The following is a 20358-nucleotide window of genomic DNA, read 5'->3' on the forward strand; positions in this document are numbered from 1 at the left end:
ATGGCATAAGCAGCTAAAGCCGCAACCCCGTCATAGCATTGATAATAGAACGATGGCGAGTATGACATACTTGATAGCAATGCTTTAAGTGACCTATAACTGTTTCAATAATTCTTCTCTGATTCAGTAATTGCTTTTCATAATTAGAGATATCAAGCTTGTCTTTCATATTTTTACGTTTTTTAGTGATTAGTTTTAAACCACTGTTAATAAGTTCTTCAAATATTTTTTTACCGATATAGCCCTTTATCACCAAAAGCAAGTCTCTTAAGCGACTTTAATAAAGGCATAGCTGCCTGGCTATCACTTTTATTACCTCTGGTGATTTTAAATGCCAGTTGAAGAAATCATCTATTTCACAGAAATAGTTACAAGCTGGTGCATGTCCATATCACAATTTCCTTTGGCCGGAAAAAAATTGCGATACGACGATGTTCCAGCTACTTTTGCTATTTCAAAATGGGATAACTCTTTGAGCAACAATTAATTTTAAATCTTAAATGCTCAGTACTGGTTTACGTTAAATATATAAAGTAAAGTCACAACATATGAGCATATTAGTAGAAACCTCAAGACTGTTAATTAAAACACCTATCTTAGATGATCTCGAGTATTGGTATTTCCTGCATTCTGATGAACATGTTATGGAATATATGGGTGGAGTCCAAAGCAAGTCCGTAATTCAGGAATGGCTTCAAAGTGATATTTTGCATTACAACAAACATCATTTCACTATGGGTTCTATTTTCGAGAAAAACAATAATGAATTCATTGGTCGTGCTGGACTTGTTTATCTTGATCACAATGAGAATCAACCGGATATCGAAATTGGATATGTTTTACATAAAAATACTGGGGGAAGGGGTATGGAGTTGAATTAGTGGAGGCATTAATTGATTGGGGATTTGCTCATTTAGCTGTTGATAAATTAGTTGTTGTTACTCGCCCTGAAAATACAAAGTCAAAGCGTTTATTAGAAAAATGTGGCTTTCATTATGTAAGAATCATTGTATTTGGTAATATAGATTTTCTATTGTATGAAGTGCATAAATAACGTTTTCAAATGAGTCCAAGAGAAAAAATATTTGCAGAGATGGGAAGTCGATAAATGATAGTCCAAGTCATCCTTGCATAGAAAACCCATTACTGGGGTTATATTAAGCTTCGTTTTCTAGTAAATCTCAAAAGATTAACTTATATGCAGCAAAAAATGACCAACTTGATCTCTAGAAAATCTATATGAGCGATAGTAGATAAGCAAAAGAAAATAATTAAAAAAAATTAAAAAAGTGTTTGACACTGGATGTGAAATGAGTAGAATACGCAGCACACCTTGAGGGTGAGTTCATTAAGAAGAGAGAAGACAAACTGTGTGGGCACTTTGGAAGGTTTTGAGTGCTTAAGAAGTGAATAGAAGAAGTAAGAAGCTGGTTTAAGACTAGCACAGGAATTGAACTGAAGAGTTTGATCCTGGCTCAGATTGAACGCTGGCGGCATGCTTAACACATGCAAGTCGAACGGCAGCATGACCTAGCTTGCTAGGTTGATGGCGAGTGGCGAACGGGTGAGTAACGCGTAGGAATATGCCTTGAAGACTGGGATAACTTGGGGAAACTCAAGCTAATACCGGATGATGTCTGCGGACGAAAGCTGGGGACCATTTTGGCCTGGCGCTTTAAGATTAGCCTGCGTCCGATTAGCTAGTTGGTGGGGTAAGGGCCTACCAAGGCGACGATCGGTAGCTGGTCTGAGAGGATGACCAGCCACACTGGAACTGAGACACGGTCCAGACTCCTACGGGAGGCAGCAGTGGGGAATATTGGACAATGGGGGGAACCCTGATCCAGCAATGCCGCGTGTGTGAAGAAGGCCTGAGGGTTGTAAAGCACTTTCAGTGGGGAGGAGGATTGATAGGTTAAGAGCTAATTGATTGGACGTTACCCACAGAAGAAGCACCGGCTAACTCCGTGCCAGCAGCCGCGGTAATACGGAGGGTGCGAGCGTTAATCGGAATTACTGGGCGTAAAGCGTGCGTAGGTGGTTGATTAAGTTATCTGTGAAATCCCTGGGCTTAACCTGGGCAGGTCAGATGATACTGGTTAACTCGAGTATGGGAGAGGGTAGTGGAATTTCCGGTGTAGCGGTGAAATGCGTAGAGATCGGAAGGAACACCAGTGGCGAAGGCGGCTACCTGGCCTAATACTGACACTGAGGCACGAAAGCGTGGGGAGCAAACAGGATTAGATACCCTGGTAGTCCACGCCGTAAACGATGTCAACTAGCTGTTGGATATATGAATATATTTAGTGGCGTAGCAAACGCGATAAGTTGACCGCCTGGGGAGTACGGTCGCAAGATTAAAACTCAAAGGAATTGACGGGGGCCCGCACAAGCGGTGGAGCATGTGGTTTAATTCGATGCAACGCGAAGAACCTTACCTACCCTTGACATACAGTGGAGCTTGCAGAGATGCGAGTGTGCCTTCGGGAACACTGCTACAGGTGCTGCATGGCTGTCGTCAGCTCGTGTCGTGAGATGTTGGGTTAAGTCCCGTAACGAGCGCAACCCTTGTCCTTAGTTACCAGCACGTGAAGGTGGGAACTCTAAGGAGACTGCCGGTGACAAACCGGAGGAAGGCGGGGACGACGTCAAGTCATCATGGCCCTTACGGGTAGGGCTACACACGTGCTACAATGGACGATACAGAGGGAAGCGAAGGGGCGACCTGGAGCCAATCTTAGAAAGTCGTTCGTAGTCCGGATTGGAGTCTGCAACTCGACTCCATGAAGTCGGAATCGCTAGTAATCGCGAATCAGCATGTCGCGGTGAATACGTTCCCGGGCCTTGTACACACCGCCCGTCACACCATGGGAGTGGGCTGCACCAGAAGTAGATAGTCTAACCTTCGGGGGGACGTTTACCACGGTGTGGTTCATGACTGGGGTGAAGTCGTAACAAGGTAGCCGTAGGGGAACCTGCGGCTGGATCACCTCCTTAAAAGATAAGGCATGAAAGGACCTCAAAGTGCCCACACAGTTTGTTTTCAGAAAGATGAAGAATCCTAAGCTCCGAAAGGAGCGAAAGATGCTCGGTAAAGCGAGAGCGAAGCGCGAGCGAAAGCTAACGCAAGTCGAAGCATTTTTGGCAAGAATTTTTGTTTTAATCAAGGCGCGAGCGTGAGCAAGCGAGGGAGCATACATCAGTATGTGACCGACCGAGCGAACGATTGCAACGCGGAGTAAAACGAAAAATCGCAGCCCAAAAAAAGGGGTCGTAGCTCAGCTGGGAGAGCACCTGCCTTGCACGCAGGGGGTCAGGAGTTCGATCCTCCTCGGCTCCACCAATTTTAGGTATTTTTCTAAGGATAGTCCAGATTAAAGTGCTTTGCGGAGTATTTTCATCTGGAATAACCAGACGTTCATTAAAAAAATGGGTAAATAAAGAGGTAACACAAGCGACTTGTATTGAGCAGTAAAGCATATAATTTTGAGGTAATTGAGATTATATGGTCAAGAAGAGAAGCGCAAACGGTGGATGCCTTGGCAGTAAGAGGCGAAGAAGGACGTGGAATCCTGCGAAAAGCTTTGGTGAGCTGGAAACGAGCGCTGAGCCAAAGATGTCCGAATGGGGGAACCCGGCCATGCGTGAGCATGGTCATCTATGACTGAATACATAGGTTATAGAGGCGAACTCGGGGAACTGAAACATCTAAGTACCCGAAGGAAAAGAAATCAAAAGAGATTCTCCAAGTAGCGGCGAGCGAACGGGGAGGAGCCTGGCGTGATTTATTGTGAGAGGAAGTGGAACAATTTGGGAAAGTTGGCGATAGAGGGTGAAAGCCCCGTACACGGGAAGCTCATGAAGAACTAGGCACGCGAATAAGTAGGCCGGGACACGTGTAATCCTGGTTGAAGATGGGTGGACCATCATCCAAGGCTAAATACTCCTTACTGACCGATAGTGAACCAGTACCGTGAGGGAAAGGTGAAAAGAACCCCGGAGAGGGGAGTGAAATAGAACCTGAAACCGTTTGCGTACAAGCAGTGGGAGCATGGCTTAGGCTGTGTGACTGCGTACCTTTTGTATAATGGGTCAGCGAGTTACTTTCAGTGGCGAGGTTAACTGAATAAGGGAGCCGTAGAGAAATCGAGTCTGAATAGGGCGAGAGTCGCTGTGAGTAGACCCGAAACCGGGCGATCTAGTCATGTGCAGGATGAAGGTTGGGTAACACCAAGTGGAGGTCCGAACCGGGTAATGTTGAAAAATTATCGGATGACGTGTGACTAGGAGTGAAAGGCTAATCAAGCCCGGAGATAGCTGGTTCTCCCCGAAAGCTATTTAGGTAGCGCCTCGTGAATGATTGTTGGGGGTAGAGCACTGTTTCGGCTAGGGGGCTGTCATGGCTTACCAAACCGATGCAAACTCCGAATACCGGCTAATTGAATCACGGGAGACACACGGCGGGTGCTAACGTCCGTCGTGAAGAGGGAAACAACCCAGACCGCCAGCTAAGGTCCCCAAGTACTAGTTAAGTGGGAAACGATGTGGGAAGGCACAGACAGCCAGGAGGTTGGCTTAGAAGCAGCCACCCTTTAAAGAAAGCGTAATAGCTCACTGGTCGAGTCGGCCTGCGCGGAAGATGTAACGGGGCTAAAACTAGTCACCGAAGCTGCGGATGTGTGCTAGGCACACGTGGTAGGGGAGCGTTCTGTAAGCTGATGAAGGTGCATTGAGAAGTGTGCTGGAGGTATCAGAAGTGCGAATGCTGACATGAGTAACGATAATGAGGGTGAAAAGCCCTCACGCCGGAAGTCCCAGGTTTCCTGCACGACGTTAATCGGAGCAGGGTGAGTCGGCCCCTAAGGCGAGGCTGAAGAGCGTAGTCGATGGGAACCAGGTTAATATTCCTGGACTTTTTATAAGTGGTGAAGTGGGGACGAAGAAGGCTAGGTGAGCCAGGCGATGGTTGTCCTGGTATGTGCATGTAGGGGGATGGTTTAGGCAAATCCGGACCATTATTAACTCTGAGGTGCGACATGGTGCTGACACTTCGGTGTACGGCGAAGTCATTGATGCCCGGCTTCCAGGAAAAGCTGCTAGCCATAACTTATAGAGAACCGTACCGCAAACCGACACAGGTGGACAGGTAGAGAATACTAAGGCGCTTGAGAGAACTCGGGTGAAGGAACTAGGCAAAATGGTACCGTAACTTCGGGAGAAGGTACGCCCTTTTCGGTGAAGGAATTTACTTTCTGAGCTGGAGAGGGCCGCAGAGACCAGGTGGCTGCGACTGTTTATTAAAAACACAGCACTCTGCAAATTCGTAAGAAGACGTATAGGGTGTGACGCCTGCCCGGTGCCGGAAGGTTAATTGATGGGGTTATCTTCGGAGAAGCTCTTGATCGAAGCCCCGGTAAACGGCGGCCGTAACTATAACGGTCCTAAGGTAGCGAAATTCCTTGTCGGGTAAGTTCCGACCTGCACGAATGGCGTAACGATGGCCACACTGTCTCCACCCGAGACTCAGTGAAATTGAAATCGCTGTGAAGATGCAGTGTACCCGCGGCTAGACGGAAAGACCCCGTGAACCTTTACTATAGTTTTGCACTGGACTTTGATGATAACTGTGTAGGATAGGTGGGAGGCTAAGAAGTATCCACGCTAGTGGGTATGGAGCCGACCTTGAAATACCACCCTGTTGTTATTGAGGTTCTAACTTGGTCCCATTATCTGGGATAAGGACAGTGTATGATGGGTAGTTTGACTGGGGCGGTCTCCTCCCAAAGAGTAACGGAGGAGCACAAAGGTACCCTCGGTACGGTCGGACATCGTACCAAGAGTGTAAAGGCATAAGGGTGCTTGACTGCGAGAGCGACGGCTCGAGCAGGAACGAAAGTTGGTCTTAGTGATCCGGTGGTTCTGAATGGAAGGGCCATCGCTCAACGGATAAAAGGTACTCCGGGGATAACAGGCTGATACCGCCCAAGAGTTCATATCGACGGCGGTGTTTGGCACCTCGATGTCGGCTCATCACATCCTGGGGCTGAAGCAGGTCCCAAGGGTATGGCTGTTCGCCATTTAAAGTGGTACGCGAGCTGGGTTTAGAACGTCGTGAGACAGTTCGGTCCCTATCTGCCGTGGGCGTAGGAAAATTGAGAGGAGCTGCTCCTAGTACGAGAGGACCGGAGTGGACGAACCTCTGGTGTACCGGTTGTCACGCCAGTGGCATTGCCGGGTAGCTAAGTTCGGACGGGATAACCGCTGAAAGCATCTAAGCGGGAAGCCTCCCTCAAGATGAGTTTTCCCTTGAAGCCCGTTGAAGACTACGACGTTGATAGGCAAGGTGTGGAAGCGTAGTAATGCGTGAAGCTAACTTGTACTAATTGGCTGATTGTCTTGACCATATAATCTGAGTTACTTCAGAGTGAAACGAATATAAGTGACACCATGACTCTCTTTATTTACCGGAAGTAACGCGCTCCAAGGCGCGCTACTCAAAACAGTTTTCCTGGCGACCATAGCGGTTTGGAACCACCTGATTCCATCTCGAACTCAGTAGTGAAACGAACATGCGCCAATGATAGTGTGAGGTTTCCTCATGTGAAAGTAGGTCATCGCCAGGGTCTTTTTTAAGTGATTATCAAGCTGAAGAAAGCTAGATATCGCAATATTGCTTAGAGCATGAGCAAAAGAGGTATATGCCGGCGTAGCTCAGTTGGTAGAGCAACTGACTTGTAATCAGTAGGTCCTGGGTTCGATTCCTAGTGCCGGCACCATTTCATGAGGTTAACCGTTAACAAAATGTTGACATTCTATTCATCTTAAAAGACAATAACGTTCTTTTTGGAGGGGTTCCCGAGCGGTCAAAGGGATCAGACTGTAAATCTGACGGCTCAGCCTTCGAAGGTTCGAATCCTTCCCCCTCCACCAATTTATAAGAAGGACGAATACAAGCGGGTGTAGTTCAATGGTAGAACTTCAGCCTTCCAAGCTGATAGCGTGGGTTCGATTCCCATCACCCGCTCCAATTTATTAGTAATAGTGGCTTGTTCATATAGTCAGCAAGCTAGTATGTAAGGCCCACATAGCTCAGGCGGTAGAGCACTTCCTTGGTAAGGAAGAGGTCGTTGGTTCGAGTCCAGTTGTGGGCACCATAACGTAAAATAGCAAATGGGGAGACTTTCCAATGGCGAAGGAAAAATTTGAACGTAAAAAGCCACATGTGAATGTGGGGACGATCGGTCACGTAGACCACGGTAAGACCACATTAACAGCGGCAATTACCACGATCATGGCAAAGAAATTTGGTGGTATAGCAAAAGCATACGATCAGATCGATGCGGCACCAGAAGAAAGAGAGCGAGGCATTACAATATCTACAGCGCACGTTGAATATGAATCAGCGAACAGACATTATGCGCATGTGGATTGCCCTGGACATGCTGACTATGTGAAGAACATGATTACGGGTGCAGCGCAAATGGACGGAGCGATACTGGTAGTATCTGCAGCGGATGGTCCTATGCCTCAAACTAGAGAGCATATACTGTTGTCCCGCCAAGTAGGTGTACCGTACATTGTCGTATTTATGAATAAAGCGGACATGGTTGATGATCCTGAGTTATTAGAACTTGTTGAAATGGAAGTCCGTGATTTGTTAAGCAGTTACGATTTTCCTGGGGATGACATTCCAATTATTGTTGGTTCTGCCTTGAAAGCATTAGAAGGTGATAGCAGTGATATTGGTGTACCAGCGATTGAGAAGCTAGTAGAAACTATGGATTCATACATTCCAGAGCCGGTACGCAACATTGATAAGTCGTTTTTATTACCGATTGAAGATGTATTTTCAATATCTGGTCGAGGAACAGTAGTAACAGGACGTATCGAGAGCGGAATTATCAAAGTAGGCGAAGAGATTGAGATTGTTGGAATTCGTGATACATCAAAGACGACCTGTACAGGTGTTGAGATGTTTCGTAAGTTGTTAGACGAAGGACGAGCTGGTGATAACGTAGGAATATTACTTCGTGGAACTAAGCGAGATGAAGTTGAGCGTGGCCAAGTATTAGCGAAGCCAGGCACAATTAAGCCTCATACAAAATTTGAAGCGGAAGTATACGTGTTATCTAAAGAAGAAGGTGGCCGACATACTCCATTTTTCAATGGATATAGACCGCAGTTTTATTTTAGAACAACGGACGTAACAGGCACTTGTGATTTACCATCTGGAGTAGAAATGGTAATGCCTGGAGATAACGTACAGTTGACTGTAAATTTACATGCGCCTATTGCGATGGATGAAGGTTTACGTTTTGCAATTCGGGAAGGTGGCCGTACTGTTGGCGCCGGTGTTGTCGCTAAAATTATCGAGTAATAAGGTAGATTTTATGGCATGCACCATGATGGTTCATGCCAAATAATATAGGCCAGTAGCTCAATTGGCAGAGTGGCGGTCTCCAAAACCGCAGGTTGGGGGTTCGATTCCCTCCTGGCCTGCCAACAAACAAGTGAATATGAAAAGTTTGAACGAAACTCAAAGTAATACTAAAGATGTACTTTCTTGGGTGGCTATAGTTTTTATAACTTTAGCGGCCTTTTTTTGCACTTACTATTACACTTTATCAGGCCCTATAGAGTCTATAATATGGCTTGTATGGTTTTTATTAGCTATATTTTTGGCTTACCTAACATCTGCAGGTAAAAAAGTGTTTCACTTTGCTCAAGAATCAAAAGTTGAGCTATTAAAGGTCGTTTGGCCTACACGTCAAGAAACAATACAAACAACAACAATCGTTATTGTCATGGTTGCATTAACCGGATTTATACTCTGGGGAGTGGATTCAATAATGATGTGGGCAATCGCAAAAATAACGCATTTAGGGTGAGTTCGGTGGAAGAGCAAAAATCGAAACAATGGTATGTTGTGCATGCCTATTCTGGCTATGAAAATTTTGTCATGCGTGAAATTATATCGCGTACAAAACACCATAATTTAGAAGATAAAATTGGTGAGGTTGTCGTACCCTCAGAAGAAGTTGTTGAGATGCGTTCAGGTCAAAAGCGCAAGAGTACACGAAAATTTTTTCCAGGCTATGTATTAGTAAACATGGTTATGGATGATCAAACTTGGCATATGATACGAGCGATACCAAGAGTTTTAGGCTTTATTGGTGGAACAAGTCAAACGCCTACACCTATCACAGACAAAGAAGCTCAAGCAATTATGCAGCGAGTTGAAGATGGAGTCACTAAACCAAGACCTAAGATTCTATTTGAACCTGGTGAGGTTGTACGTGTAAAAGAAGGCCCATTTGTCGACTTCAATGGAGTTGTTGAAGAAGTTAATTATGAGAAAAGCAGATTAAGAGTGGCGGTTCTTATTTTTGGACGCTCAACTCCAGTAGAACTTGAGTTTAGTCAAGTAGAAAAAACTTAGTTCGCTAAGGTGTTCTAATTAAATCACTTTATAAAATAAAGATAATAATTTAATTTAGAACTATTTTATGTTAAGGGGAGCTAGAACTTAAGTAATTATAAATGATAAATAAAATTACTAGAAGCTAGCGCTTAACCCGTAAGGAGTAATCATGGCAAAAAAAGTAGAAGCATATATCAAATTACAAATTCCAGCAGGTAAGGCTAATCCAAGTCCACCTGTAGGACCTGCATTAGGTCAAAGAGGTGTTAACATCATGGAATTTTGTAAAGCATTTAATGCAGCGACACAACAAATGGAGCAAGGTTTACCTACCCCTGTTGTAATAACTGTTTATAGTGATCGCAGTTTTACTTTCGTTACTAAAACACCTCCAGCTTCAGTTCTTTTGAAAAAGGCAGCAGGTATTCAAAGCGGAAGTGGCACGCCCAACACGAAAAAAGTGGCCAAACTTAACGTCAAGCAACTGGAAGAAATTGCAAAACTTAAGGAACCTGATTTAACTGCAGCAAGTCTAGCAGCAGCAGTTAGATGTATTGCAGGTACAGCACGCAGTATGGGTATTGACGTTGAAGGTTTAGAATAGGGGGTTGCCATGGCAAGAGTATCTAAGAAACAAAAAAAGATTTTAGAGGTAGTTAAAGCTGGTCACTTATACAGTGCGAGTGAAGCAATAAATATTTTAAAGCAATTTGCATCAACTAAATTCCGTGAAAGCCTAGATATCAGTGTTAACCTTGGTGTTGATCCTCGAAAATCAGACCAAGTAGTACGCTCATCAACTAACTTACCTAAAGGTACAGGAAAAGTGGTTCGTGTTGCTGTTTTTGCACAAGGTGATAATGCAACTAAGGCAAAAGATGCAGGTGCTGACATAGTTGGCTTTGAAGATTTAGCTGAAAAAATTAAAGGTGGAGCAATGGATTTTGATGTGGTCATTGCAACCCCTGATGCAATGCGCATTGTTGGACAGTTAGGTCAAGTTTTGGGGCCAAGAGGTTTAATGCCTAATCCAAAAGTTGGAACTGTTACTACAAATGTTGACGCCGCAGTCAAAGATGCTAAGTCAGGACAAGTACGTTATAGAACGGATAAAAATGGTATTATTCATTGTACTGTTGGAAAGGTTGATTTTGCAGCAGAAGATATTATTGAGAATATCGTCGCTCTAATAAATGACTTGAAAAAGGCAAAACCTTCTTCATCAAAAGGCCAATACTTAAAGAAAATTTCTTTATCTACAACAATGGGGCCAGGTTTATCTATTGATATTTCATCAATACCTGTGTAATATATCCACCCATTTTAAGAATTCACGGCATAGATTTGGTTCCATGCCGTCGAAGACCGCAGGTGCAATCGCTTAATTTCCTGCGCAGACGGTGAACCGGCTCCAATTTAAGAGACGGCCACCATAACTGGCAAATCCTCGTGATTTGTAACTATTAGGAGGTCAGTAACGTGACATTAAATTTAGCTGCAAAAAAAGCTGTTGTTGAAGAAGTGACTGCGGTCGCCTCAAAGGCTATTTCGGCAGTAGTTGCTGATTATCGAGGTTTAACTGTTAATCAAATGACGCATTTACGTAGTGAAGCACGTAAGTCAGGTGTTTATCTTCGGGTTGTAAGGAATACTTTAACACGAAGAGCATTTAAAAACACTGAATTTGAGTGCTTAAACGACTTGCTGGTAGGGCCGTTGTTTGTTGCTCTATCATTAGAAGCTCCTAGTGATGCAGCAAGGCTACTTAAAGAATTTTCAAAAACATTTGAAAAACTTCAAGTTAAAGCATTATCAGTAGGTGGTAAAGTATATTCAGCAGATCAGATTGATGCTGTTGCAAGCTTGCCAACACGTGATGAAGCAATAGCTAAGTTAATGTATGTGATGAAAGCGCCAATTGAAAAATTTGTCAGAACTCTTGCTGAGCCACATGCTAAATTAGTAAGAACCTTAGCAGCAGTAAAAGATAAGAAAGCAGGTTAAATCTCTTTAAATCAATAAATTAATTTTAAATCAGGAGCTAGTAATGGCTGTGTCAAAAAATGATATTTTAGAAACCATAGCAAACATGTCTGTTATGGAAGTAGTTGAACTAATCGAAGCAATGGAAGAGAAATTTAATGTTTCTGCTGCCGCTGCTGCTGTTGCAGTTGCTGCACCTGCCGCTGCTGCTGCCGCTGTTGAAGAACAAACTGAATTTACAGTTGTTATGACCAGCTTCGGTGCAAACAAAGTAAACGTTATTAAAGCAGTTCGTGGTATAACTGGTCTTGGCTTAAAAGAAGCTAAAGATTTAGTAGAAGGTGCTCCTTCAACAATTAAAGAAGCTGTATCTAAAGATGAAGCTGCTAATATCAAGAAAGAACTTGAAGAAGCTGGTGCTTCAGTAGAAGTTAAATAATAAAGTTATATCAATGAGATAGGAACCCAGCCATGTTTTCATGGCTGGGTTTACGTGTTTGAAGTCATCAATAATTTACAGAGGAAACACCATGGCCGTTGCAGAAGCTAAACCTCAATATTCGCATGCTGAGAAAAAACGATTTCGCAAAAGCTTTGGTAAGCAGGCCGATAAAATGGCAATACCAAATCTGCTTGAAATTCAATTAAAATCTTATAGGGATTTTCTTCAGGCCGATAGCAAAGCAAATGAACACTTTAATACAGGATTACATGCTGCATTTTCTTCTGTATTCCCAATTGATAGTTTTTCTGGCAATGCAAGACTTGAATATGTTGGCTATAAGCTTGGTGAACCAGCATTTGATGTGCGTGAATGCAAATTAAGAGGCTTAACTTATTCTGCACCGTTAAGGGTTAAAATAAGACTTGTTATTCTTGATAAAGATGCAAGCGAAGATCCTAAGCCAATCAAAGATATTAGAGAACAAGATGTTTTTATGGGTGAAATTCCTTTAATGACGGATGTGGGGACATTTGTCATAAACGGTACTGAAAGAGTAGTTGTTTCACAATTACATCGTTCGCCTGGCGTTATATTTGAACATGATAAAGGAAAAACGCATTCATCTGGGAAATTACTCTATTCTGCACGAATCATTCCATATCGAGGTTCTTGGTTGGATTTTGAGTTCGATCCTAAGGATTGTGTTTATGTTCGAATTGATAGAAGACGTAAGTTACCCGTTAGTATTTTGCTACGCGCTTTAGGATATGAAACAGAAGATATCCTAGGTGAATTTTTTGAAATGACGAGTTGTTATCTTAAAAATGGAGAATATCATATTGATTTAATTCCTCAACGCTTACGAGGTGAAATAGCATCATTTGATATTCTTGTACCAGGAACTGGTGAACTTATTGTTGAGCAAGGGAGAAGAATTACTGCGCGCCATATTAAGCAAATGGAAAAAGCGCAAATGAAAGATCTAATTGTTCCTCGAGATTATTTATTAGGCAAAACATTAGCAAAAAATATTGTTGATACATTAACTGGTGAGTTGGTTGCACAAGCAAATGACGAAGTTACCGAGGCTCTACTTGATGCAATGATTACTAGTGGTATTCATGAATTCAATATGATTTATACAAATGATTTAGATCATGGCTCTTATATTTCTGATACGGTAAAAATTGATCCTACTTCGAGTCAATTGGAAGCGCTTGTAGAAATATATCGAATGATGCGTCCTGGTGAGCCGCCAACTAAAGAAGCTGCAGAAGCCTTATTTAAAAATCTATTTTTTGTAGAAGAGCGTTATGATTTATCTGCAGTTGGTAGAATGAAATTTAATCGTCGTGTTGGTAGAAAAAATGATGATGGTCCGGGTACATTGACCAAAGAAGACATAATGGCGGTTATTAAGACATTAATAGACATTAGAAATGGCATTGGAATGGTCGATGATATCGATCATCTTGGTAATCGTAGAGTACGTAGTGTTGGAGAAATGACTGAAAACCAATTTAGGGTTGGTCTTGTTCGCGTTGAAAGAGCAGTTAAAGAACGATTAAGTTTAGTTGAGTCTGAAAATTTAATGCCACAGGATTTAATTAATGCAAAACCTGTTTCTGCTGCAATTAAAGAGTTTTTTGGTTCAAGTCAGTTGTCTCAATTTATGGATCAGGTAAATCCATTATCAGGAGTAACTCATAAGCGAAGAGTATCCGCTTTGGGCCCAGGTGGATTAACTCGTGAACGCGCTGGCTTTGAAGTCCGTGACGTACATACAACACATTATGGTCGTGTATGCCCAATTGAAACTCCGGAAGGTCCAAATATTGGATTGATTAACTCTTTATCTGTTTATGCACGAACAAATGATTATGGTTTTATTGAAACTCCATGCCGAAAAGTAATTGATGGTCGTGTTACAGAGGACATTGAATATTTATCAGCTATTGAAGAAGTTGACCAATATATTGCTCAATCAAGTGTAGCTCTTGATGAGAATGGAAATATTTTAGCGGATTTAGTTCCTTGTAGACATCAAAACGAATTTTCGTTGACAACACCCGATAAAATTAATTACATGGATATTTCACCTAAACAGATCGTGTCAGTAGCAGCTTCACTAATTCCTTTCTTAGAGCACGACGACGCAAACCGTGCCTTGATGGGATCAAACATGCAACGCCAAGCAGTTCCTACTTTGCGTTCCGAAAAGCCCTTGGTTGGGACTGGTATGGAGCGTATAGTTGCTTCAGACTCAGGGGTTTCTGTAGTGGCAAAACGAGGTGGAATAATTGATTTAGTGGATGCTTCACGTATCGTTGTGCGTGTTAATGACGATGAAACAACAGCGGGTGAAACAGGTGTTGATATCTATAATTTGACTAAATATTTTCGCTCAAACCAAGATACATGTATCAATCAACGCCCAATAGTAAGAACGGGTGATATGATTCAGAGAGGCGATGTTTTAGCTGATGGTCCTTGCACTGATATGGGCGAACTTGCATTAGGACAAAATTTATTAGTTGCCTTTATGCCCTGGAATGGATACAACTTCGAAGATTCTATTCTTATTTCTGAGCGTATTGTTCAAGATGATCGTTTTACAACGATTCATATAGAAGAACTAACCTGTATTGCGCGTGATACTAAATTAGGCGCAGAAGAAATTACTGCAGATATACCCAATGTAGGTGAGTCAGCACTTTCAAGTTTGGACGAATCTGGAGTTGTGTATATTGGTGCAGAAGTTAATGCAGGCGATATCCTAGTAGGAAAGGTAACACCTAAAGGTGAAACTCAGCTTACTCCCGAAGAAAAATTATTACGTGCTATCTTTGGTGAAAAAGCATCTGATGTTAAAGACTCTTCGTTAAGAGTTCCATCAGGTATGAATGGCACTGTAATTGATGTGCAAGTATTTACGCGTGATGGATTGGAAAAAGATGCACGCGCAAAAAGTATCGAGGAAGAACATCTTGCTCGAGTACGTAAGGATCTTGTTGACGAACGACGTATTCGTGAAGAAGATATTTATCATCGTGTATCCAATATTATTCTCGACAAAGTAGCTACTGGTGGTCCAGGAAATTTGAGACCAGGCTCAAAAGTGACGCAAGAATATTTGCAGAGCATCACTCGAGATAAATGGTTTGATATTCGTTTAGAAAATGATGCCATCAGCCAGCAATTAGAACAGCTTTCTAAGCAACTTGAAATGCTGACTAAAGAGATGGAAAAACGCTTTAATGATAGCAGAAAGAAAATTATCCAAGGTGATGATTTGGCTCCTGGCGTATTAAAGATTGTTAAAGTATATCTTGCTGTTAAGCGAAGAATTCAGCCGGGTGATAAAATGGCTGGTCGCCATGGTAATAAAGGGGTTATCTCCATTGTTGTTCCTGTAGAAGATATGCCTCATATGGAAGATGGTACAGCTGTAGATATCGTATTAAATCCTTTAGGCGTACCTTCGCGTATGAATATCGGACAGGTATTGGAAACACATCTTGGTTTAGCTGCTAAAGGGTTAGGAAATAAAATTGCACAAATGCTGGATTTAAAACAAAATTCAGCTGAAATCCGAGCTTTCTTGAATAAAATATATAACCACGATGGCATACAAAGAGTAAATCTGGATTGTCTAAACGATGAAGAACTGTATCGCTTAGCGGATAATTTGCGTGCCGGCGTGCCAATGGCAACCCCTGTCTTTGATGGTGCCTCCGAAGCAGAAATAAAAAGTATGCTGCAACTCGCAGATCTATCACCTGATGGGAAAACCATTTTGTATGATGGTAGAACAGGTAATCAATTTGATAATCCAGTAACAGTTGGATACATGTATATGTTAAAACTAAATCATTTAGTTGATGATAAAATGCATGCCCGTTCCACTGGTTCATACAGTTTAGTAACGCAACAGCCACTTGGCGGTAAAGCCCAATTTGGAGGACAACGCTTTGGAGAGATGGAAGTGTGGGCGCTTGAAGCATATGGTGCAGCATATACATTACAGGAAATGTTGACAGTGAAATCAGACGACGTTGGAGGTAGAACAAAAATCTACAAGAATATAGTCGATGGAGACCATCGCATGGATCCAGGAATGCCTGAATCTTTCAACGTACTATTAAAAGAAATCCGTGCTTTAGGGATAGATATAGAACTCGAACACGATTAACTTTTTAGCGATACATACTGATTAACAAATTTTTGGAGGCATAGACTTGAGTACTCTAAACGACGGCCCAATGAATGAACCAATGAGAAAAGCACCTGTAATGAGTGACCTACTGGGTATCCTCAAACAACAGGGACAAAGTGAAGAGTTTGATGCAATTAAAATCGCTTTAGCATCTCCTGAACTCATTCGTTCATGGTCATATGGTGAAGTAAAGAAACCTGAAACTATTAATTATCGTACATTTAAACCAGAGCGAGATGGATTATTCTGTGCTAAAACTTTCGGTCCAGTAAAAGATTATGAATGCTTATGTGGTAAGTATAAGCGGCTGAAACATCGTGGCGTAATTTGTGAAAAATGTGGTGTTGAACTTGCTTTAGCAAAGGTACGACGTGAGCGTATGGGGCATATTGAACTTGCAAGTCCAGTAGCACATATTTGGTTCCTGAAGTCATTACCTTCTAGAATTGGTCTGCTTTTAGATATGACCTTAAGAGATATAGAACGTGTTCTATACTTTGAAGCATTTGTTGTCGTTGATCCAGGGATGACCGAACTTGAACGTGGCCAGTTATTAAATGATGAGGCTTATCTGGATGCAATGGAACAATATGGTGATGAATTTGATGCGCGTATGGGCGCAGAAGCAATTCGTGATTTACTTCGTCAAGTTGATTTGGAAGAGGAAATCAAGAGCTTGCGCGAAGAATTACCAACGACCAGCTCTGAAACAAAAATTAAAAAGATCACTAAGCGATTAAAACTTCTGGAAGCTTTTTATGATTCAGGTAACAAACCTGAGTGGATGATTATGGATGTCTTGCCTGTACTGCCTCCAGATTTAAGACCATTAGTCCCCTTAGATGGTGGACGTTTTGCTACTTCTGATCTTAATGATTTATACCGACGTGTGATCAATCGAAACAATCGCTTAAAACGTTTGTTGGATCTTAATGCTCCTGATATTATCGTTCGTAATGAAAAAAGAATGTTGCAAGAATCAGTGGATGCTCTTTTGGATAATGGCCGTCGTGGTCGTGCAATCACTGGTACTAATAAACGACCGCTAAAATCATTAGCGGATATGATTAAAGGAAAGCAAGGTCGTTTTCGTCAGAATCTTCTGGGTAAGCGTGTTGACTATTCGGGGCGTTCAGTAATCGTAGTAGGCCCTACTTTAAAATTACACCAATGTGGATTACCTAAGAAAATGGCGCTTGAGCTCTTTAAGCCATTTATTTTTAGTAAGCTTGAGTTCAGAGGATTAGCGACAACGATTAAAGCTGCTAAGAAAATGGTTGAGCGTGAAGAATCAGTTGTATGGGACATTTTAGATGATGTCATTCGTGAACATCCTATTCTACTTAACAGAGCTCCTACACTGCATCGTCTGGGTATTCAAGCGTTTGAACCAGTATTAATTGAAGGTAAAGCGATTCAGCTCCACCCTCTGGTTTGTACTGCATATAACGCGGACTTTGACGGTGACCAAATGGCGGTGCATGTACCGTTGACCCTAGAGGCACAACTTGAAGCTCGCTCACTAATGATGTCAACAAACAACATTCTGTCGCCAGCAAGCGGAGAGCCAATTATCGTTCCTAGCCAAGACGTTGTTCTCGGTTTGTATTACTTAACCCGAGAAAAAGTTAACGCTTTAGGGGAAGGAAAAATTTTTGTGAGCGCACAAGAAGCGCAGAATTTTTATGAAGCTGGTCATCTTGATATTCATGCAAAAATCAAGATTCGTATGCCTAAAGAAAATGAACCAGGGCATCATCTTGTTGAGACTACAGTCGGTCGAGCTATCCTTGCTCAGATTTTACCTAAAGGCATGTCTTTTGTGCAAATAAATCGCACCATGACTAAAAAGGTAATTACTAAGGTTATTGATACGTGTTATAGAACTTTTGGGTTGAAAGAAACTGTAATTTTTGCAGATAAATTAATGTATACAGGCTTTAAATATGCAACCCGTTCCGGTGCGTCTATTGGTATTGAAGATATGGAAATACCTGACGATAAAGCAAGTATTATTGAGCACGCGTATAATGAAGTTCGAGAAATTGAATCACAATTCCGTTCTGGTTTAGTAACTAATGGTGAGCGTTACAATAAGGTCATTGATATTTGGTCTCGTACTAATGAATTAGTCGCTAAGTCCATGATGAGTAAGATTGCAACCGAACAAGTTGCTAATGTGAAGGGAGATCTAATAAGACAAGAGTCTTTTAACCCCATATTTATGATGGCTGATTCAGGAGCGAGAGGTTCTGCTGCGCAAATTAGACAGCTTGCGGGTATGCGTGGATTGATGGCTGCTCCAGATGGTTCAATTATTGAAACGCCCATTACAGCGAACTTCCGCGAAGGATTGAACGTATTTCAATACTTCATTTCAACGCATGGTGCTCGCAAAGGTTTGGCTGATACTGCGTTGAAAACTGCTAACTCTGGTTATTTGACGCGACGTCTTGTTGATGTGGCTCAAGACGTGGTCATTACAGAAGATGATTGCGGTGTTGATACCGGTATTCTGATGCAACCATTGATTGAAGGTGGTGATATTGTTGAACCACTTCATGAGCGAGTATTAGGACGAGTAGTTGCCGCTGATGTTTACATTCCTAATCAAAGTGAACCTGTCGTCACGGCGGGAACCTTATTGGATGAAGCATGGGTTGAAAATTTAGAAAAACAAGGTGTGGATCAAATTTTAGTTCGTTCACCTATTACGTGCCAAACTCGTTATGGTTTATGCGCTAAGTGTTACGGACGTGATTTAGCAAGAGGACATCTTGTTAATACAGGTGAAGCCGTAGGAATTATTGCAGCGCAATCGATTGGTGAGCCTGGAACACAGTTAACCATGCGTACCTTCCATATTGGTGGTGCGGCTTCGAGAGCAACAGCTGCGAATAATATTCAAATTAAAACCAAAGGGGTTATTCGATTACATAATATTAAGACAGTAACTCATGAAAATAAAAACTTAGTCGCTGTATCACGTTCTGGTGAAGTAACTATTGTTGACGAATTTGGTCGTGAACGTGAACGCTATAAAGTTCCTTATGGTGCTGTAATTTCAGTTCACGATAGTTCGAATGTTGATGCTGGACAAATTATTGCGACATGGGATCCTCATACCCATCCAGTTATTTCTGAAGTTGGTGGATACTTAAAGTTTGTTGATTTAATTGATGGTATCACTATGAATCGACAAACGGATGAATTAACTGGTTTAAGTAATATTGTAGTGATCGATGCGAAACAAAGAAGTGCTGCAGGACGAGATTTAAGACCAATGGTAAAATTGGTAACTGAAACTGGCGAGGATATTTATCTTGCAGGAACCAATGTTCCAGCGCAATATTACCTTCCAGTAGATGCTATCGTAAATTTTGAAGATGGTGGTCATGTAGGCGTGGGTGATGTTATCGCTCGTATTCCTCAAGAACGGTCTAAAACACGCGATATCACTGGGGGTCTACCTCGAGTTGCTGATTTATTTGAAGCCCGTAAGCCGAAAGATTCTGCAGTTATGGCGGAAGTTTCGGGAATGGTTAGTTTTGGGAAGGAAACAAAAGGTAAACGTAGATTAATTATCAATGTTTCTGAAGACCAATGTCATGAAGAGCTTATTCCTAAATGGCGTCATATCTCTGTTTTCGAAGGAGAGCATGTTGAACGCGGAGAAATTATTGCGGAAGGGGCACTTAATCCTCATGATATATTACGTTTACTTGGTGTGGGTGCATTAGCGAATTACATTGTAAATGAAGTACAAGATGTATATCGATTGCAAGGTGTTAAAATTAATGACAAACATATCGAAGTAATTGTAAGACAGATGTTACGTAAACGAGTTATAACTTTTGCTGGGGATTCAAAATTCTTGGTGGGAGAGCAAATCGAAGAAAGCGTCTTGCTGCAAGAGAATGACAAACTTATTGCAGAAGGAAAACAAGTCGCCAGAGGTATACCTATTTTATTAGGTATCACAAAAGCTTCTTTGGCTACTGAATCATTTATATCAGCTGCTTCATTCCAAGAGACAACGAGAGTTCTAACGGAAGCTGCTGTAAGTGGTAAAATAGATGATTTACGTGGCTTAAAGGAAAATGTGATGGTTGGACGTCTGATCCCTGCTGGAACAGGTTATGCCTATCATCAAGGTCGTAAAATAAAGAGAGCAAAGGCTGCAGCCGGTGAGTACCCTGTACATACTGTAACTGCAAGTGATGTTGAGCATGCGTTGAGTGAAGCATTAAACGCAGATAATCAAGAACACTAGTTCGGATTGAAAACGGCAGA

10 protein-coding genes, 6 tRNA genes, 3 rRNA genes and 1 pseudogene are annotated in these 20358 nt (G+C 42.1%); 19 read left to right on the forward strand and 1 reads right to left on the reverse strand.

The window, feature by feature from the left end; genetic code table 11:
• Window positions 1-13 precede the first annotated feature (13 nt).
• The gene (locus DYH34_RS02320; protein WP_083502754.1) at window positions 14-262 is read right to left on the reverse strand and encodes a transposase; all 249 of its coding nucleotides are present in this window, start codon (window positions 260-262) and stop codon (window positions 14-16) included.
• Window positions 263-548: 286 nt separating this feature from the next.
• Between DYH34_RS02320 and DYH34_RS02325 the strand changes: the two are divergent.
• From DYH34_RS02325 to rpoC, 19 genes and pseudogenes are all read left to right on the forward strand, one after another.
• Window positions 549-1054: pseudogene (locus tag DYH34_RS02325) on the forward strand (GNAT family N-acetyltransferase).
• A 398-nt stretch (window positions 1055-1452) separates the two neighbouring features.
• A 16S ribosomal RNA gene (locus DYH34_RS02330) occupies window positions 1453-2997 on the forward strand.
• A gap of 270 nt (window positions 2998-3267) precedes the next feature.
• Window positions 3268-3343, forward strand: a tRNA-Ala gene (locus DYH34_RS02335).
• 164 nt (window positions 3344-3507) lie between these two features.
• Window positions 3508-6404, forward strand: a 23S ribosomal RNA gene (locus DYH34_RS02340).
• Window positions 6405-6507: 103 nt separating this feature from the next.
• Window positions 6508-6623 (forward strand): 5S ribosomal RNA (rrf, locus tag DYH34_RS02345).
• Together the 16S, 23S and 5S rRNA genes with 5 tRNA genes alongside form the textbook arrangement of a ribosomal RNA operon.
• A 77-nt stretch (window positions 6624-6700) precedes the next feature.
• Window positions 6701-6776: transfer RNA gene (locus tag DYH34_RS02350), tRNA-Thr, on the forward strand.
• A 69-nt stretch (window positions 6777-6845) separates the two neighbouring features.
• A tRNA-Tyr gene (locus tag DYH34_RS02355) sits at window positions 6846-6930 on the forward strand.
• 23 nt (window positions 6931-6953) lie between these two features.
• Window positions 6954-7027 (forward strand) — tRNA-Gly (locus DYH34_RS02360).
• A gap of 51 nt (window positions 7028-7078) precedes the next feature.
• Window positions 7079-7154: transfer RNA gene (locus DYH34_RS02365), tRNA-Thr, on the forward strand.
• Between the two features lie 32 nt (window positions 7155-7186).
• The gene (gene tuf, locus DYH34_RS02370; protein ID WP_058463869.1) at window positions 7187-8377 is read left to right on the forward strand and encodes an elongation factor Tu; all 1191 of its coding nucleotides are present in this window, start codon (window positions 7187-7189) and stop codon (window positions 8375-8377) included.
• Between the two features lie 49 nt (window positions 8378-8426).
• Window positions 8427-8502: transfer RNA gene (locus tag DYH34_RS02375), tRNA-Trp, on the forward strand.
• A gap of 14 nt (window positions 8503-8516) precedes the next feature.
• On the forward strand, window positions 8517-8888 hold the full coding sequence (gene secE / locus DYH34_RS02380) for a preprotein translocase subunit SecE (protein ID WP_058464763.1): 372 nt from the start codon (window positions 8517-8519) through the stop codon (window positions 8886-8888).
• A 5-nt stretch (window positions 8889-8893) separates the two neighbouring features.
• Window positions 8894-9439 (forward strand): transcription termination/antitermination protein NusG, encoded by a 546-nt coding sequence (nusG, locus tag DYH34_RS02385; protein ID WP_083502748.1) that lies wholly within the window; start codon window positions 8894-8896, stop codon window positions 9437-9439.
• A 151-nt stretch (window positions 9440-9590) separates the two neighbouring features.
• Window positions 9591-10025, forward strand: coding sequence for a 50S ribosomal protein L11 (gene rplK, locus DYH34_RS02390; protein WP_058464760.1), 435 nt, complete (start codon window positions 9591-9593; stop codon window positions 10023-10025).
• 9 nt (window positions 10026-10034) lie between these two features.
• Complete coding sequence (gene rplA, locus DYH34_RS02395) at window positions 10035-10730, forward strand: 50S ribosomal protein L1 (RefSeq protein ID WP_058464759.1); 696 nt, start codon at window positions 10035-10037, stop codon at window positions 10728-10730.
• A gap of 170 nt (window positions 10731-10900) precedes the next feature.
• A complete protein-coding gene (rplJ, locus tag DYH34_RS02400; RefSeq protein WP_058464758.1) occupies window positions 10901-11425 on the forward strand; it encodes a 50S ribosomal protein L10 in 525 nt (174 codons plus the stop codon).
• A 43-nt stretch (window positions 11426-11468) separates the two neighbouring features.
• Complete coding sequence (gene rplL / locus DYH34_RS02405; protein ID WP_004450483.1) at window positions 11469-11843, forward strand: 50S ribosomal protein L7/L12; 375 nt, start codon at window positions 11469-11471, stop codon at window positions 11841-11843.
• 91 nt (window positions 11844-11934) lie between these two features.
• Complete coding sequence (gene rpoB / locus DYH34_RS02410; RefSeq protein WP_058464757.1) at window positions 11935-16041, forward strand: DNA-directed RNA polymerase subunit beta; 4107 nt, start codon at window positions 11935-11937, stop codon at window positions 16039-16041.
• Between the two features lie 100 nt (window positions 16042-16141).
• A complete protein-coding gene (gene rpoC, locus DYH34_RS02415) occupies window positions 16142-20338 on the forward strand; it encodes a DNA-directed RNA polymerase subunit beta' (protein WP_058464761.1) in 4197 nt (1398 codons plus the stop codon).
• Window positions 20339-20358 lie beyond the last annotated feature (20 nt).

The organism is Legionella cincinnatiensis, assembly GCF_900452415.1.
GTDB classification, from domain to species: Bacteria; Pseudomonadota; Gammaproteobacteria; order Legionellales; family Legionellaceae; genus Legionella; species Legionella cincinnatiensis.